The sequence below is a fragment of the Methanothermobacter thermautotrophicus str. Delta H genome (genome assembly GCF_000008645.1).
Lineage (GTDB): Archaea > Methanobacteriota > Methanobacteria > Methanobacteriales > Methanothermobacteraceae > Methanothermobacter > Methanothermobacter thermautotrophicus.
The window spans coordinates 703,632-718,949 of record NC_000916.1; the positions used below are offsets into that span (position 1 = coordinate 703,632).

General features: G+C 49.1%; 15 protein-coding genes and 1 tRNA gene. 3 read left to right on the plus strand and 13 right to left on the minus strand.

Features of this window, described 5'->3' with window-relative positions:
- Positions 1 to 7: 7 nt before the first annotated feature.
- The 7 genes from mch to MTH_RS03655 form a co-directional block, all read right to left on the minus strand.
- Positions 8 to 970, minus strand: coding sequence for a methenyltetrahydromethanopterin cyclohydrolase (mch, locus tag MTH_RS03625; protein WP_010876411.1), 963 nt, complete (start codon positions 968 to 970; stop codon positions 8 to 10).
- On the minus strand, positions 964 to 1,632 hold the full coding sequence (locus MTH_RS03630) for a thymidylate synthase (RefSeq protein ID WP_048061245.1): 669 nt from the start codon (positions 1,630 to 1,632) through the stop codon (positions 964 to 966). The genes mch and MTH_RS03630 overlap by 7 nt, the downstream gene beginning before the upstream one ends.
- A gap of 11 nt (positions 1,633 to 1,643) precedes the next feature.
- Positions 1,644 to 2,570, minus strand: a complete 927-nt coding sequence (locus MTH_RS03635; protein WP_010876413.1) for a methionine synthase — start codon at positions 2,568 to 2,570, stop codon at positions 1,644 to 1,646.
- A 10-nt stretch (positions 2,571 to 2,580) separates the two neighbouring features.
- Positions 2,581 to 2,886 (minus strand): DUF1894 domain-containing protein, encoded by a 306-nt coding sequence (locus tag MTH_RS03640; RefSeq protein ID WP_010876414.1) that lies wholly within the window; start codon positions 2,884 to 2,886, stop codon positions 2,581 to 2,583.
- The gene (locus MTH_RS03645; protein WP_010876415.1) at positions 2,883 to 3,356 is read right to left on the minus strand and encodes a DUF1890 domain-containing protein; all 474 of its coding nucleotides are present in this window, start codon (positions 3,354 to 3,356) and stop codon (positions 2,883 to 2,885) included. The genes MTH_RS03640 and MTH_RS03645 overlap by 4 nt, the downstream gene beginning before the upstream one ends.
- 48 nt (positions 3,357 to 3,404) lie before the next feature.
- Complete coding sequence (locus MTH_RS03650) at positions 3,405 to 4,481, minus strand: hypothetical protein (protein WP_048060897.1); 1,077 nt, start codon at positions 4,479 to 4,481, stop codon at positions 3,405 to 3,407.
- A 110-nt stretch (positions 4,482 to 4,591) separates the two neighbouring features.
- A complete protein-coding gene (locus tag MTH_RS03655) occupies positions 4,592 to 5,104 on the minus strand; it encodes a GNAT family N-acetyltransferase (protein WP_010876417.1) in 513 nt (170 codons plus the stop codon).
- Between the two features lie 69 nt (positions 5,105 to 5,173).
- Here MTH_RS03655 and MTH_RS03660 point away from each other — a divergent pair.
- Positions 5,174 to 5,247 (plus strand) — tRNA-Ala (locus tag MTH_RS03660).
- Between the two features lie 157 nt (positions 5,248 to 5,404).
- Here the strand turns inward: MTH_RS03660 and MTH_RS03665 are convergent.
- Genes MTH_RS03665 through hypA form a run of 3 tightly spaced genes read right to left on the minus strand, consistent with a single transcriptional unit; the run spans position 5,405 to position 7,490 of the window.
- The gene (locus MTH_RS03665; protein ID WP_143485760.1) at positions 5,405 to 6,433 is read right to left on the minus strand and encodes a DUF354 domain-containing protein; all 1,029 of its coding nucleotides are present in this window, start codon (positions 6,431 to 6,433) and stop codon (positions 5,405 to 5,407) included.
- A gap of 22 nt (positions 6,434 to 6,455) precedes the next feature.
- Complete coding sequence (gene hypB, locus MTH_RS03670; RefSeq protein ID WP_010876419.1) at positions 6,456 to 7,109, minus strand: hydrogenase nickel incorporation protein HypB; 654 nt, start codon at positions 7,107 to 7,109, stop codon at positions 6,456 to 6,458.
- Between the two features lie 12 nt (positions 7,110 to 7,121).
- Complete coding sequence (gene hypA / locus MTH_RS03675; protein WP_048060898.1) at positions 7,122 to 7,490, minus strand: hydrogenase maturation nickel metallochaperone HypA; 369 nt, start codon at positions 7,488 to 7,490, stop codon at positions 7,122 to 7,124.
- 92 nt (positions 7,491 to 7,582) lie between these two features.
- Between hypA and MTH_RS03680 the strand changes: the two genes are divergently transcribed.
- Entirely contained in the window at positions 7,583 to 8,440 is an 858-nt protein-coding gene (locus tag MTH_RS03680; RefSeq protein WP_010876421.1) for a ribose-phosphate diphosphokinase, read from the plus strand.
- 202 nt (positions 8,441 to 8,642) lie between these two features.
- Here MTH_RS03680 and lonB read toward each other — a convergent pair whose 3' ends face one another.
- Positions 8,643 to 10,577, minus strand: coding sequence for an ATP-dependent protease LonB (gene lonB / locus MTH_RS03685; protein ID WP_010876422.1), 1,935 nt, complete (start codon positions 10,575 to 10,577; stop codon positions 8,643 to 8,645).
- A gap of 150 nt (positions 10,578 to 10,727) precedes the next feature.
- Positions 10,728 to 11,969 (minus strand): PAS domain-containing protein, encoded by a 1,242-nt coding sequence (locus MTH_RS03690; RefSeq protein WP_010876423.1) that lies wholly within the window; start codon positions 11,967 to 11,969, stop codon positions 10,728 to 10,730.
- A 169-nt stretch (positions 11,970 to 12,138) separates the two neighbouring features.
- Here MTH_RS03690 and cobQ point away from each other — a divergent pair, with 169 nt between their 5' ends.
- Positions 12,139 to 13,653 carry a cobyric acid synthase CobQ gene (gene cobQ / locus MTH_RS03695; protein WP_048061247.1) on the plus strand — a complete coding sequence of 505 codons (1,515 nt, stop codon included), beginning with the start codon at positions 12,139 to 12,141 and terminating at the stop codon, positions 13,651 to 13,653.
- A 219-nt stretch (positions 13,654 to 13,872) separates the two neighbouring features.
- On the opposite strand, the gene MTH_RS03700 is transcribed toward cobQ, so the two are convergent.
- Positions 13,873 to 15,243 (minus strand): DASS family sodium-coupled anion symporter, encoded by a 1,371-nt coding sequence (locus MTH_RS03700; protein WP_394295918.1) that lies wholly within the window; start codon positions 15,241 to 15,243, stop codon positions 13,873 to 13,875.
- Positions 15,244 to 15,318 lie beyond the last annotated feature (75 nt).

Consider the following 15,318-nt stretch of genomic DNA (forward strand, 5'->3'; position numbering starts at 1 on the left):
GGGATGTTTAAAGTCCGAAGGATTTCATGAGGAGCTCTTCATTGACAAATCCTGCCCTGAAGACATCTCCTGTCCTGAGGTCATTTATAACGACCTCTGCAGGTGCAAACATTCCCTTATCTATCTTGTAGAAGTCGTAGTCGGCCTCCCTGAAGACATCATAGAAGGGTTTACCATAACCCTCAGATGCAGATGATGGGAGGTTCTCTGCCAGGGATTTTATGTCATCTCCTTCCTCGGATTCTATGTAATAGTAGGTCCTTCCGCCGAAGAGGACTGCATCATTGGTTTTACCCATGGCCTTAAGACTGTCAGGGTCAACCGGGGCTATTGGTGCTATACCGGCAGCATATTTGACCTTGTTAACATCGAAGTGGAGTGCCTCAAGCATCTTGTAGGTACCGTTTTCAACCACACGGCCTGAGATCTGTATTGAACCAACCAGGGATGATGTTGGGGCCACCAGGACGTATACGTTCTCTGCTGCCACGTCACACTCCTCTGCAATCATGTCTGTGACATCCTCACCAGGGAGTTTATCTGCCTCAAGGGTGAGTATTGCAACATCTGCCTCATCCTGGTATCCTATCTCCTCATAGGTCTCTGCAGGTTTCAGGGAGAGGGCCCTTGCAGGTCCGGAACCCAGTGCAAAGAAGTCGCCCACACTGACTGACCATCCAGCCTTCTGGGCTCCCAGTGTTGATATGGCAGGGAAGTCTGTCTTTATCTTAACGGATGGAAGTGCGAACCTCTCTGAAAGGTCGCCGGGTATGGAGATCCCAACATCTGCAAGTCCTCCCAGGCAGACACCTGTGTAGAGTTCACCTGCCTTGATGCTGCCGTCAACGTTAACTCCGCAGTCGATGACTGTTGAACCATTTTCAAGTTTATCGACCTTTATTTTAAGGTCGTCTGCCTTTTCAATCATTCTGTCAACTATCTTCTTTGCCTCAAGGTTTACACTTACCATTTGATCACCTCTTCTGCTTCTTTGAAGTTAACCTCATATATATGAGCGCTAATTGAGTGGATGGTTATGTGACCCACCTCAACACCCACCTCTGCTGCGACGTGATCAGCAAGATAGGCAAGGCCCACAGCATTTGGGAACCATGCCCCGTAGATGTCATGGCTGCGCCAGAGGGCCGTTGTGAAGAGCCTCCCATCCCTTATCTTGAAGTCAACGAGGATCATGCAGGGGACCTCATCACTCGCAGTGTCTTCAGGAGGATCCCAGGTTACCATGGTGGCCCTTCTTGATTCTGTGCAGTTTTTAAGTCTCCTTATGGCCTCATCCAGCTGGTCCACTCCGAAGTGTGCCCTCAGGCGGTTTCCGTAGGTGTAGACAAATCCCTTCCTGTCCCCTGAGAGGAACTGTTCAGAGTACTTCTCAAGTTTTTCACCGCTCCAGAAGTAGCCCTCAGGGACCTTTATGTTGAGCAGCGAACCCCTCCTGATATGGTAAAAGTCATCTGATTTGCCGAGGGGCTTCTTTATGGTCACAACGGTGTTCATGACCTCCCTTGTAAGGGATCCCCTTTCATCCCTTATCTCCCGCCCATCATGCATTATCTTCTCAACGAGTTTCTTCCAGCCATCTGCAATTTCATTGACTTCTATACTGTAGGCCATCATGAACACCCTCAATTACCTGCTGCCATCACCATGTTGCGGAGTTTGCTGAAGGCCGCCTTCCTCGGGAGTTTCCTCATTCCGCAGTCAGGGTCGATGTAGAGGTTCTCCTCTCCAACTATATCAGCACCCCTTTTAATAAGGTTTCTTATCTCCTCCATGGATTCAACCCTCTCGGTTGTGGTATCCACACATCCAAATCCTACCCCCTTATCACCCCTCCATTTCTCCTCAAGGACCTCCAGGTTGGATGGTCTTCCCGCGAATTCAAGGTCCAGGACATCAACCTTAAATCTGAGCAGATCAGAGAGCACATTCCTTATGTCTCCACACACATGCAGTGAGACCTCAATGTCCAGGCCGGCTGCAATGTGATCTATGGCCCTCCCTGCTGTTTTCATGTCAACAATTCCCGTTGAGAGGAAGGGTTCATCTATCTGTATCATTGCAGCCCCTGCATCCTGGAGGTGCTTTGCCTCTATTTTAAGAACTCCTGCCATGTCCATGACAGCCCGATCCCTCTTCTGGGGGTCGTAGAACCCCTCTATCCTGGATGCGTAGATCATGGTGGATGGTCCGGTTATTATGCCCTTAACACCCCTTGATTCATCATCTGTGAGGCCCCTTAAAATCCGGTATGCATATCTGAGGTCAGCTGCTCCTATGGAACCTGCAGGCGGTGTTATCCTTGAGTATATGATTGATGTGCCGTCCTCGATCTTCATGCCTCCAATTGCCGCTGCGAAGTGTCCCACCATGTCGCCACGAACCTGTCCATCCGAGATTATATCAACTCCCGCCCTGAACTGGTCCCTCACAGCAGCCTCTATGGCCGGTCTGTATCTATCGTAGGAGCCAAAAAAATTCAGCAGACGTTCACCCAGTGTCTCAGGACCCCTGGGTTCTGTGGGGTAGCTTCCAACAACTGTTGTGATCACACCATCACCCTCAGGGTTCTGCCACCTCAAGGATCCTCTCTATCTCCTCTGGATCAACCGGGAGCTCAACCACGGCTGTACCGTAGCATGGCTTGGTGTATGGTATCATGACGGTTGATCTTTCCTCATCTATACCGATGGGTACGGGTGGTATGCCGATTATCCTTGCGCCGAGGATCTTCTCACCGGGCTTTATGTGGACGACCCTCCGTGCCTTCTTTTCTATCATTGCTGCACATTCCCTGAAACCGGCCCTCTTCATGTGGATCTCATATTCCCCTGACTGCTGCAGATAGGTCTCCAGGCAGAACGTCATGGTTTCTCCTCCATGAACCTGTCTATCCTCACCCGCAGGGGTGCAGGGTTGTGGTGTGCCCTTGCAGCAATGATCTCCGCGTCAAGGGTCTCCATTATTTCATTAACGAGTTCTTCAAGGACATCTGCGTCCCTATCAAAGATTATTGCCAGGGTCTCTGTATTCAGTATCCCTGCAAAGGTCACAAGGTATGCTGCTGCAGCATCGTTGGGTACAAAGCCTGCGAGGAATTCGTAGTCACCCTCAGCTAATTCGTTGATGCATGATTCAAGGTCCACCATTTCATCCGTGTAGATACCCTCAGGGTCAGCAACCTGGACAAGCCTGAGTGCGGCTGGATTGGCTGTTACAGTAACCCTGAAACCCTTCTTTTTGAGTTTATGTGATGTGTATATTGCCAGGGGGATCTGAACCGGTGATTCCGGGCATCCCAGTACCATTAAAGCCTTCCCTGTTGATTCCGTTTTCATGATTATCTCCCCATTATGGGTTCTTGATCATTCACCAGCTGGGACCGCCTACTCCTTCAGCCCGACAGAGTTTGCAAATATGAGTGAGCTGAGGAAGATGAAGGTCAGGAGGGCTGTCCCGTTTATTGTCCTGTTTATCACGAAGAGTCCTATTATGGCCTGCGACATGAAGGCTGCGAGGGCCCCTGTCAGCAGAACCTCCCTTCCAAGGTAGCTTCTTGAGCCATTTTCACGCCTTTCACGGTATATGCTGAGCATCCTCAATCCCATTATAATGATACCCACACACCAGATTAGAAGGAAGAACATGGTAATGTATCCAAAGTCATAGGCCCACCCAAATACTCCAGGCACCATGTAATCTATCACGTCCTTCTTGTTGACGAGTATGCCATAGAAAACCGGGAAGGGCAGACCAAAGAAGAGTATGAGCTGAAGTGGAAGTGAAATGTATCCATCGGCAAATCCACTTGAGAGTTCACCCCAGTAGGAAGACATTGGATTATGACCCAGGAGGGTGGTGTTCTTGATGACAAGTTTCATGCTCGGGAGTGAAAATGTTTCGAGTCTCTCTATACGTAGAAGAGGGCTTAGAACAGTCATCCCCAGTACCCTTGAGATTAACTCAAGGCCCCCGAATCCAGCCACTGCTATTAATGCAAAGCCGGCGACCCGCTTAACCGTGATGAGGGACCTCTGCCTCATGGACTTTGATATTATGAAAAGTCCCATAAAAAGGCCCAGAAGCCATAGAAGGAGGAACGATCTGTGCATAAGACCCCCAAAGAGGGTTATGCCCGCCATGAGCAGGTAAACAAAACCTCTAAGGCCCCTCACATCAACCCCTGATTCCTCCATGATTGCAAGGGCTGCAAGGGATGATACTGTCACAAGCAGGGCTATTGGGCCAAATGGGTGGGTGAACTCACTCTGACCGAATGACATGAAGAGTGCAACAACGTCAAGTCCGAAGATTATGTTGAATCCTATTCCAAGGACTATGCAGATGAATAGAACCATGCTGAGGGACATTGGTGCAAGGTTGAGTATGAAAACCATTGCTGCGTAGAGTATTATGCCAACCTCAATTATGAGCTGAAGGTGATTCTGTGCTATAAGGGCCAATTTAATCCTCCAGAGATGTTGATGATAGGGGACTGCAAACATGTTTCAGGGCAAAAATCCGGACCCTGAAACCAGAGATATGGGGTTGCAACTAGATCATATATTGAGGGTTATCTTAAAAAGTTTTTCCGCCAGGTATGGATTTTCGAAAGACAACCATAGTCCTCACCGGGACCATTGTAGTCTGCCACAGCCATTACAGGACCGTATTCAACTGTTTTGCCCTTTTCAACTGGTTTGAAACCGTTTTTAAGGTAAAACCTTATTGCACGGTCGTTTGATGGCTTTGTGATGAGGTAGATCTCCCTCGCACCCATACCCTTCACGGTCCCTGCGAACCTTTCAAGGAGCCTTCCGGCAATTCCAGTTCCCCTGAGGGACGGTGAAACACAGAGGAGGTGGATGTATGCCTCGGAGGGGTTATCCTGTGATATGAACCCCAGCAGGAACCCCACGATTTCATCCCCATCCTCAGCAATAAATGAGGTTGTGCTGAAGAACCTCGTGAATATATGGTAGATGGAGTTTCTCTCTGTAACCATAGGTGGGCATTCATGTGCCAGTTCAGCTATGGCCAGGAAGTCCTCCTCCCTTGCGTTCCTCACCATCACACCAATCACCATATTAATTATCCGTCGAAGATTTAATAAGGTTAACTTTAAATATTAAAAGGCTTAATGTATACTTTGTTGGGGCTGGTAGCTCAGGTTGGTAGAGCGTCGCCTTGGCATGGCGGAGGCCCCGGGTTCAAATCCCGGCCAGTCCACTCAAAACTGTTTTTTAAACTGTTTTTATTGTCCTGCATTTATTTTTACTGATTAAATGAAGTTTTTCAGGTTTCCTTATTAAAATAAAAAAATCATTCCAGGCCACAGGGAAGTGCCCAATGATTTTTAAGTTTAAAGGGAGTCACCGGGATGTCCCTAACTGGATTCAGCGGCCTCGTAGACCATGTCCACTATTATCCGGAAGAGGTCATCTGTTCTGAGTTTCTTTTGCTCCCTCTTTGATACAAGGAGTCTCAGGGCCGTGTTTACGATTTCATCCACATCGGTGGATCGGTACATGAGGCCATTGTCTATATAGAACCTGTCCACTGAAAGGGGCTTTCCAGGGTAACAGGATATGACTGGTGTGCCAAGGAGAGCCGCCTCCCTGTTCATGGTCCCGCCGGCGCCTATAACAAGGTCACATCTCTTCATGAGGCTGAAGGTGTCAACTGGTGGCTTTATTATGGTAACATTATCATATCCCTCGAAGATCTCTGCCTGTTCCCTGAACCTGGGTATTATGAGTATATTGGCGTAATCCTTCAGGACCTCCACTATCGGCGTGAGGACCGATTCATGACAGTCAGCATCAAGGTAGGATGCCAGTGACGGCTCCGGCCTCATGAGTATTGTCTTCTCCCTTTCAAGTTTCAGGTTCAGGTCCTCGAAGATGTTCTCATTGTATTCAAAGTTCTGGAAGTGGATTATCTCAGAGGTCCCCCTGTATCTCCTTATCCTGTTTGGGTCAGCACCTGTTTTCATTATGTCCCAGAGGTCAATGACCTCAGGCATTATTATGTTGTCACAGAGAGGGAGTGTTAGCTTGTTTGCTGCCAGTGCGTGCTCATTGTCAAGTACATAGACACTTGGGATTCCAAGACCAAAGGTTACCCTTGGGAGTTCTATGGAGTGTTTTGAAAGACCAACATCTGGTCTCTGTTCTGCTATAAATTTTGAGAGGTTATATGCCCTCTTTGTGCTCTCAATGAGTTTCTCAGAGAGGGTTACGCCATGTTTACCTATTGATGTGAACTCAAAGCCGAAGAGCTTCATGAGCCTGTGTATATCACCGAACTTCCTGGCGGTGATTATGACATCCTCGCCCTCTTCCTGGAAGTATGTTATCACATCCCTGAAAAACCTGACATGAGGGGCGTTGGTAATATCAATCCATATCTTCAAGGAAAACCACCAAAAAAATATTTTAATCTGCCATTGCCCCTTCAATGGCTTCTATGATCTCCTGAACACCATCACCTGTCTTGAGGCTGGTCTTTATTACCCTGACTTCCGGGTTGATCTTCTTAACATCATCAACCATCTTGTCAAGGTCCGCGCCAACGGCCTCTGCAAGGTCAGCCTTGTTAATAACAACAAGGTCCGCCTCCCGGAATATGAGGGGGTGCTTCTCGACTGTGTCGTCGCCCTCTGTGGAGCTTACAACAACAACCCTCATGTGGGATCCAAGATCAAAGTCCACCGGACAGATGAGGTTGCCGACGTTCTCAATGAATAGCAGGTCCACATCATCAAGGGGGAGGTCCTCAAGTCCGTGCTCAACGAGGTGGGCATCAAGGTGGCACTCCTTACCTGTGTTGAGCCCGACAACAGGTACGTCGTACTTCTCAAACCTTCCAGCGTCGAATTTGCTTATAACGTCCCCTGCGATAACCGCAACCTTCCTGTCCATGTTCTCAATGAGTTTCTCTATGAGTGTTGTTTTTCCTGAACCTATTGCACCCAGAAAGTCAACTGCAAAGACATTTGCCCTGTCAAGGCGTCTCTGGTTCTTTCTGGCGAGTTTCCTGTTTGCAAGCAGGATGTCATTCTGAATTTCAACCTCTGCTACTTTATGCATGAAATTCCTCCTCTAGTCCTTCTTCTCAATCTTTATATTTTTAACATTGCATTCCCTGCCAGCCCTGACATGGAACTCATGGCCCCCGCAGGCGGGGCATTTTATGACCGGAGCGAAGTGGTCAAGTTCATCGGCCTCGACCACGCCCTCATATCCACATTCACACTCTATTTCCACGGGGACAACCTCAAGGTTGAACCTGGCGCCCTCAAGTATTGTGCCCTCGCTGAGGACGTCCAGCATAAATTCTATCTGTTCCGGGTTCAGCAGGGTAAGCTGGCCGATCTCAACCGTGACCTCAAGGACCTCGACGGCGTCATTCTTCTCTGCAGCATCGATAACCGTCCTCACAATTGCATCGGCCATGGATAGTTCATGCACCCATTTCACCTCTTTAGTCTGACAAAATTTTATAATTAGAATTAATAGAGTTATCTATATAAAAATTGTTAATTACCGGAAGGTGATTTTTCATGATAATAGGTTGTTCAGCATCACAGAAACTTGCTGCCTCAGTTGCAGATTTACTAGATGAACCTTTATGCCCCGTTGAAACCCGTAAATTCCCTGATGGGGAACGTTACATCAGGGTTAAGGAGGAAGTGGAGGGAGAGGTGACCGTTGTGCAGTCAACGGGTTACCCCCAGGATGAAAACCTCATGGAACTCCTTTTCATGATAGAGAACCTTAAAGATCTGGGGGCGGATTATGTGCGTGCAGCCATACCCTACTTTGGATACGGGAGGCAGGAGAGGCGTTTCAAGAGCGGTGAAGCTGTATCGGCGAAAATAGTCGCCCACCTCCTTGAGGCCGCCGGTGCAGATGAAATTGTAACCGTGAACCTCCATGAGAACTGCCTGAGTGAGTTCTTCCGTGTACCTGTGAGGGAGCTCTCTGCAATGCCCCTCATCGCTGAACACATCTCATTCCTTGATGACCCGGTAATCATCGCCCCGGATAAGGGTGCCCTAGGTCATGCCCGGGAGGTCAGTGATATACTTGGATGTGAATGTGACTACATGGAGAAGGTCCGCATATCCCCTGAGGTGGTTGAGACCCGTGTGAGTGACCTTGATGTTGAAGGAAAGGATGCTGTGGTTGTTGATGACATCATAAGCACCGGTGGGACCATAGTAAACGCCGCCGGGATTTTAGGGAAATGTGGAGCCTCAAGCATAACTGTTTGCTGTGTCCACCCGGTCCTTGTGGAGGACGCCCTCCTGAAGATATTCTCAGCCGGTGTTGAGAGGGTCATTGCAACGGACACCCTTAAATCTGATGTTAGCGAGATCTCAGTTGCACCGCTTATTGCAGATGTCATGAAAGATTAATTTAACCCATTTCAGATATTTTTTCAGTTCCCGGCCCTTATTAACTTTTTTTAAGAATCATCTGGACCTGAGCACATGAAAAGGGAGCTCAGTATAAAAAAGACGTATATCCTAAATAACCCATTAGAACTATTTCGCCAGAACACAGATAAATCCTGAAAACAGGCTGGAACTTCCAAAAAGAAAAAGTAAATGCAGAGGATCAGTGCATGGCTGGTTTTTTCATGATTGAAGGCACAATATCACTTATCTTCTGCATCCTTTGAATCAGGCTCTCCTTTCCCTTACCGATGAGTGCGTGTTCAAGGACATCCCCGAGGGTCTCAACGGGTACTATCTCAACCATGTCCTCGTACTTCTTCTCAATCATCACATCACCCATGTTGGATGCAGGTATCAGGACCTTCCTTATTCCCGCCTCTGCAGCTGCCTCTATCTTCCCTGTGACTCCTCCAACAGGGAGAACATCTCCGCGTATGCTCAGTGAGCCGGTGAGGGCAACTGACTGATCCACAGGTATCTCCTCAAGGGCCGATATGACTGCTGTTGCAACGGAGACACTTGCACTGTCCCCCTCCACACCATCATAGGCCTGGAGGAACTGTATGTGGATGTCATAGTTGGATATGTCTGTACCGGTGTATTTCTTTATGAGGGCGCTTACGTTCTGCACAGCCTCCCTTGCGATTTCACCCAGTTTACCTGTTGCTATGATTCTGCCTTCCTCCTTGCTCTGGGCAGGGGCGGCCTCTGCGGCTATGGGGAGTATGATCCCACTCCTATCACCGATTATCGCAAGGCCGTTGACTCGACCGACCTCTCCACCCTCTGATTTGAAGACACTGTACTTCTTCTTCTGGACAATGTATCTATCTGCAATCTGCTGCTCAAGGGTTCGTGAAAGTTTTTTTGCCTCTATAACGTCCTCTGTTTCCACAAGTTCTGCTCCGCGGCTCTTGGCTATGTCACCGGCTGCCCTTACAAGGCCCCCCAGTTCACGGAGTTTTAGGGTCAGTGAGTCCTTCTTACCGGCCCTCCTCTGGGCCTCCCTTATTATCTCCTCAACTGCCTCCCTGCTGAAGTGGGGGATCCTTCCATCCTTTTCAACTTCCTGTGCAACGAACTGAACGAGTTTGTCCCTGTTTTCTGGTGTGTCGGGCATCGTGTCCTTCATGAAGACCTCGTATCCGTATCCCCTTATCCTTGAACGGAGGGCAGGGTGCATACCCTCAAGCACCTGCAGGTTACCTGAAGCCACCAGTACGAAGTCACAGGGAACCGCCTGTGAGCGTACCATGGCTCCGCTGCTTGTTTCGCTCTGGCCTGTGATCGAGTACCTCTTCTCCTGCATGGCCGTCAGGAGTTCCTGCTGGGTCTTCATCTTCATTGTCCCTATCTCATCTATGTAGAGCACACCCTTGTTGGCCTTGTGGATCATCCCGGCTTCCACCCTCTCATGTGCAGGTGTGCCAAGACCACCTGACTGGTAGGGGTCATGTCTTACATCCCCGAGGAGGGCCCCTGCATGGGCTCCGGTTGCATCGACGAATGGTGCGACCTGCCTTCCCTCATTGTTCACAAGGAGTTTCGGGACCATGACCGTTGTCCGTGGCCTGAACTGCTGCAGTGCCAGGAATATTATACCTGCAGCTATTATCGCTGCCAGGAACTGGTTCATCATGAACCCAAGGACAAGGATGAAGGATATTATGAGCATCATGAAAAGGTTCTTCTTCTCATCCTGTGACCTTGCCTTGTTCTTGTGGTTCATCACGATCTTACGACCCTCTCCTGCAGGTACAGCCCCTATGAGGGGGTTGTTGGGGTCCTCTATGTTTGGGTAGACCAGTATGTCCTGTAACTGTTCGCGTGGCAGCAGCTCTGCCATCGCCTTTGCCAGCATGGATTTACCCACACCGGGTTCACCTATCAGTAAAACGTTACGTCTCTGTTCAGCCGCCTTTTTTATTGTCTCAACGGCCTCTTCCTGCCCTATGATCTGATCTATGAGTCTTTCGGGGACTTCTATATCCTTTGATGTTTCATATGAAAGGGTCTCCCCGGTTCCCTTTTTAGTCTCGTTACCCTCATATGAAACAGATTCCTGAGTTCTGGAGTTTTTAATGGTGGTTTTCATTTCTATTCAAATGCCTCCATTAAGTGAAGTGGTTAAAATTAAAATCACAGTTATCAATTGTTTCTCCTACTTAAAATATTTTACTTACAAATTTTTATTTTAATATATGGGGGTTCCCCTTATAAAGGTATCTCCACCATGTTGCATGGTTCAGCGGTTTATCTCAGATATCAGGGCCAGGGCGTTCTGTATGAATTTCTCAACAATCTTGCGGTACTTCTCCTCACTCGCCTCCAGTGCCTCCCGGGTCCTCTTCATCTCGGTGATGTCCCTTGCAATGGTTGAAACCCCGATGATCTCGCCGTTAAAGTCACGTATTGGTGAGAGGGAGATTGAAACCCAGATCTCCTCCCCATCCTTCCTCCTGCGCTTCGCCTCAAAGTTTGAAACTAAACCTCCGGATTTAACCTCTGATATCAGGCCCCGCAGCTTCTCGAATTCCTCCTCACTCATGAGGATGGATATGTTCTTTCCCTTAACCTCCTCTGCACTGTAGCCATAGACCATCTCAGCTCCCCTGTTCCAGTCCATTATGTTGCCCTCCAGGTCGTAACTCACGATGGCGTCACCTGATGATTCAACTATGGCTGCCAGTCTTTCAAGTTCCCTCTGGAATTTCATCCGCTCTGTAACGTCCCTGAAGATGGCCCTGCTGTACTCCACCTCTCCTTTCTTCATCCGGACATTGACGTTGCCCTCGACAAATATCTTCTCTCCGTCACTGGTTATGAAGGCCGTCTCGACGGTGGGTATCTTCTCACCTGACATCACCCTCCTGAAGAGTTCACGGCACTCATCAAGTTTGTCAGGGTGTATCACATCGAAGAGTGTGAGTTCCTCCAGGTCCCTGTCAGTGTAGCCGAGGGTCTCCTTCCAGGCCCTGTTAACATAGACGAATCTCCCTTCAGGGTTAACGGCCTGTATCATGTCAGTGGCGTTCTCAAAGAGGTCCCTGAACTGTTCCTCACGGCTCTTCAGTTCCTCCTCCATTTCCTTTCTACTGGAGATATCCCTTATTATTGAGGTTATGTACCTCCCGGCAGGGGTTTCTGCAGGGTTGATGGTCATCTCAACAGGGAATTCTGTCCCATCGGCTCTGAGAGAAACCGTCTCAAGGACCCTTCCGCTGAGCTCATGTCTACCCGCAGCACGGTACTCCTCCATTTTAATGTGGAGATCCTCCCTCAGGGGTTCCGGGACCAGATCATCCAGATTTTTACCCTTCAGGGATGGGTATCCGTACATCCTGTCTGCTGCAGGGTTTGAGAAGACTATAACGCCATCCATGTTAACCGTGATAATGCCGTCGGGACTTTTACTGATAACGGTCTCGAAAATTGACTTAAGATCATCTTCTGACAGGTCAGGAACTGCAAGAGGAACAGGGGCCATTTAACCATCTCCCACAATGAACATCTTGAGTAATATTTTCACCAGCAATGTATTTAAGATTTTAGTGTTCAATATTGTTAGGACCAGACTCCAGTTCAGTCAGGATCAGCCTCAAGTTATAATAGAAAACCGTTAAGAGGTGGCATTGTCCACTGGATCAGGTGAGGCCATGAGTGCAAAGTGTATAATGGTTCAGGGCACATCATCGAGTGCAGGTAAGAGCGTGATGGTCGCAGCTCTCTGCCGTATATTCTCACGGAGGGGATACAGGGTTGCGCCCTTCAAATCCCAGAACATGTCACTGAACTCCTTCACAACAGCTGAGAACCGGGAGATAGCGGTGGCCCAGGTCCTCCAGGCAGAGGCCGCAGGGATAGAGCCATCACACCACATGAACCCCGTCCTCCTCAAACCCAAGGAGGACTTCACATCCCAGGTAATAGTCCATGGGAGACCTGCAGGAAACATGAACTTCCAGGACTACCAGACAGAATTCAGGGATACTGCCCTTGAGGCTATAAGGGAATCCCTTGAGTACCTGAAGAGCAGGTATGAGCTTATAGTGATAGAGGGGGCAGGATCCCCCGCCGAGATAAACATGAGGGACAGGGACCTTGCCAACATGGAGATCGCCCACCTTGCAGATGCCGACGTTATACTGGTGGCTGACATAGACCGTGGAGGTGTCTTCGCATCAATTGCAGGTACCCTGATGCTCCTTGATGAACGTGACAGGTCCCGGATAAAGGGTGTTGTCATAAACAAGTTTCGTGGTAACATTGACATACTGATGCCCGGCATTGAGAGGATCGAGGAGATCACAGGAGTCCCGGTGCTGGGTGTTCTGCCCTATGATGAAGGCCTGAAACTCCCGGAGGAGGATTCAGCATCCCTCTCCCAGAGGAAGTACAGGGGAAGAGGGGATATACGGGTAGGAGTTATGAGGCTGCCCAGGATATCAAACTTCACAGACATAGACCCCCTTGAGTACGAGGAGGACGTTGCTGTGAGGCTCATAGAGACAGGTGACAGCCTTGATGACCTTGACGCCATCATAATCCCCGGGACCAGGAACACCATAAGCGACCTCATCCACCTTGAGGAGAACGGCTTTGCTGACGAGATCCGGGACTTAAGCCGTGAGATACCTGTCTTTGGCATATGCGGTGGCTTTCAGATGCTGGGAAAGAGGATCCTTGATGATGCCCGGCAGGAGTCCAGTGAAGGCAGTGTTGATGGTCTCGGTCTTCTTGACTGTGAGACCCACTTTACAGGTGAGGGTAAGATAATCTCCCAGAGTCAGGGAAGGGTCCTTGGTAACGGAATCTTCAGTGGTATGAGGGGAGAGACCGTGGAGGGATATGAACTCCATGAGGGGACCACAGTCCTCGGTGATGTGAAACCCCTTCTGAGGGTTGACAGGGGCTTCGGGAACACCAGGAGCGGCGGATTCGATGGGGCGGTCGATGGAAACGTGGCCGGAACCTACTTCCATGGAATATTCCACAACTTCAGATTCAGGAGGTACTTCACAAATCTCCTCAGGGAGAGGAAGGGCATTGAACCACTGGAGTACTTGGACGATAACTTCAGTGCATCAAGAAGGTTCTCAATCGACAGGCTGGCAGAGATCGTTGAGGAAAACATGGATCTCTCCATCATCGAGGAGATCCTTGAAGGATAGATTTTAAGGACCCGGTCTTCATTTTCAATCTTAATTCTTTAGAGGATTAAAGGACGCCAGCATTTTAAAAGAGGCTGTTCCATGCATTAACCAGAACAGACCTTCTGTCAGGATTAAATTCTGGACTCCCCATCTCTAACAGTAATTCCTTTGAAGTTCAGCATTTAGAGAGGACCATCAGCCGTTAAAAAAATAGGGGGATATATCTGCAGACCACGGTCATGATATGAAGGGCGCTGCCAGGGTTGTGATCACAAGGACCGTCAGGATGATACCCACAGCTATGATGGGAATTCCGGCCCTCGGTATGTCCCTCAGCTTAACGTAGCCGGAACCGTAGGCCATTGCAACTGTTGGGTCTGCCATTGGGAGCATGAATGACAGTGAACATGCGATTGCAACGGGTACAGCGTATACCCCGATGGGCTGGTGCTGTGCAGATGCAAGGGTCACAGAGAGGGGGACAAGGATGGCTGAGAGGGCTATATTGGACATCACCTGGGTGATGATCACCGCCACAGCCATAAGCACGAGCATGACGATTACAGTCGATGGGTCTGAACCAAGCATACCCACAAGTTTATCAATTATCCATGCTGCCGCCCCGGTCTTGAGGAGTGCGCTTCCAAGGGAGAGTGCCCCTCCAAAGAACACCACCAGACCCCAGTCAATGTTCTTCTGTGCGTCCTTCCATGTTATTACACCCGCGAATATGAACATCACAGCAGCTATAAGTGACACAGAGTAGCTGTTGATACCTGTGAAGCCAGCTGTAACCCACAGCAGGATGGCAAAGAGGAGTATCCCTGCGCTGAGCTTCTCATCCCTGCTCATTGAGCCCATCATCCTGATCCTTTCACCTATCAGGGCATCTCCATTTTCGAGGGCCCTGACCTCGCTTGGAAAAATCCTCATGAGGAGGAACCATGTGACCAGGAGCATTGCAATCGAAAGTGGAAGACCGAATATCATCCAGTTAAGGAAGGGTATGCTGGTGTAGGCCGCTGCCATGAGGTTGGGGGCAGTTCCTATCTCTGTACCGAATCCACCGGCAAGGGACCCGAATGATGCCCCGAGTATCATGGCCTTTGCATAGTTACTCTTTCCCTTCTCAGGTTCAGAGCAGCCCATTATATCCACTATCTCCTTTATGATGGGTAGGAGCATTGCAAAGGCAACAACATTCTCAATCCATGCAGAAAGAAGACCCGTCGAGAATATGCTTACAAACAGTCCCCTCTCCGGTGAGGTTCCAAGCCTCCCCAGGAGGTAGTAGGTGAACCTCTGGGCGAGACCACTCTTCCTTATGGCCTCTGCCATTATAAATCCCCCAATCATGAGGAAGAGTATGGGATTTGCAAAACCTATAACCGCGTTTTCAAAGCTCTCAACACCAATGAGTGGCTGTGCGAAGAGTATTATGAGTGATGTCACAGCCAGGGGCACGGCCTCCGTTGCCCACATTGTAACTGCAAAAACGAGTAAAGCAAGTGCTGCGTGTCCTGAAGCCCTTAGACCCGGTAGTGGTACCAGGTATACTGCAAGGGCCAATAAAAGGCTCAGAATAAATCCTTTTCTGGCATCCGTAATATTACCTCCACAATTTAATAAAGATACATCAAGAGATTTAAAGTTGGTTTGCTTTTTATCAGTAACAAACTACGA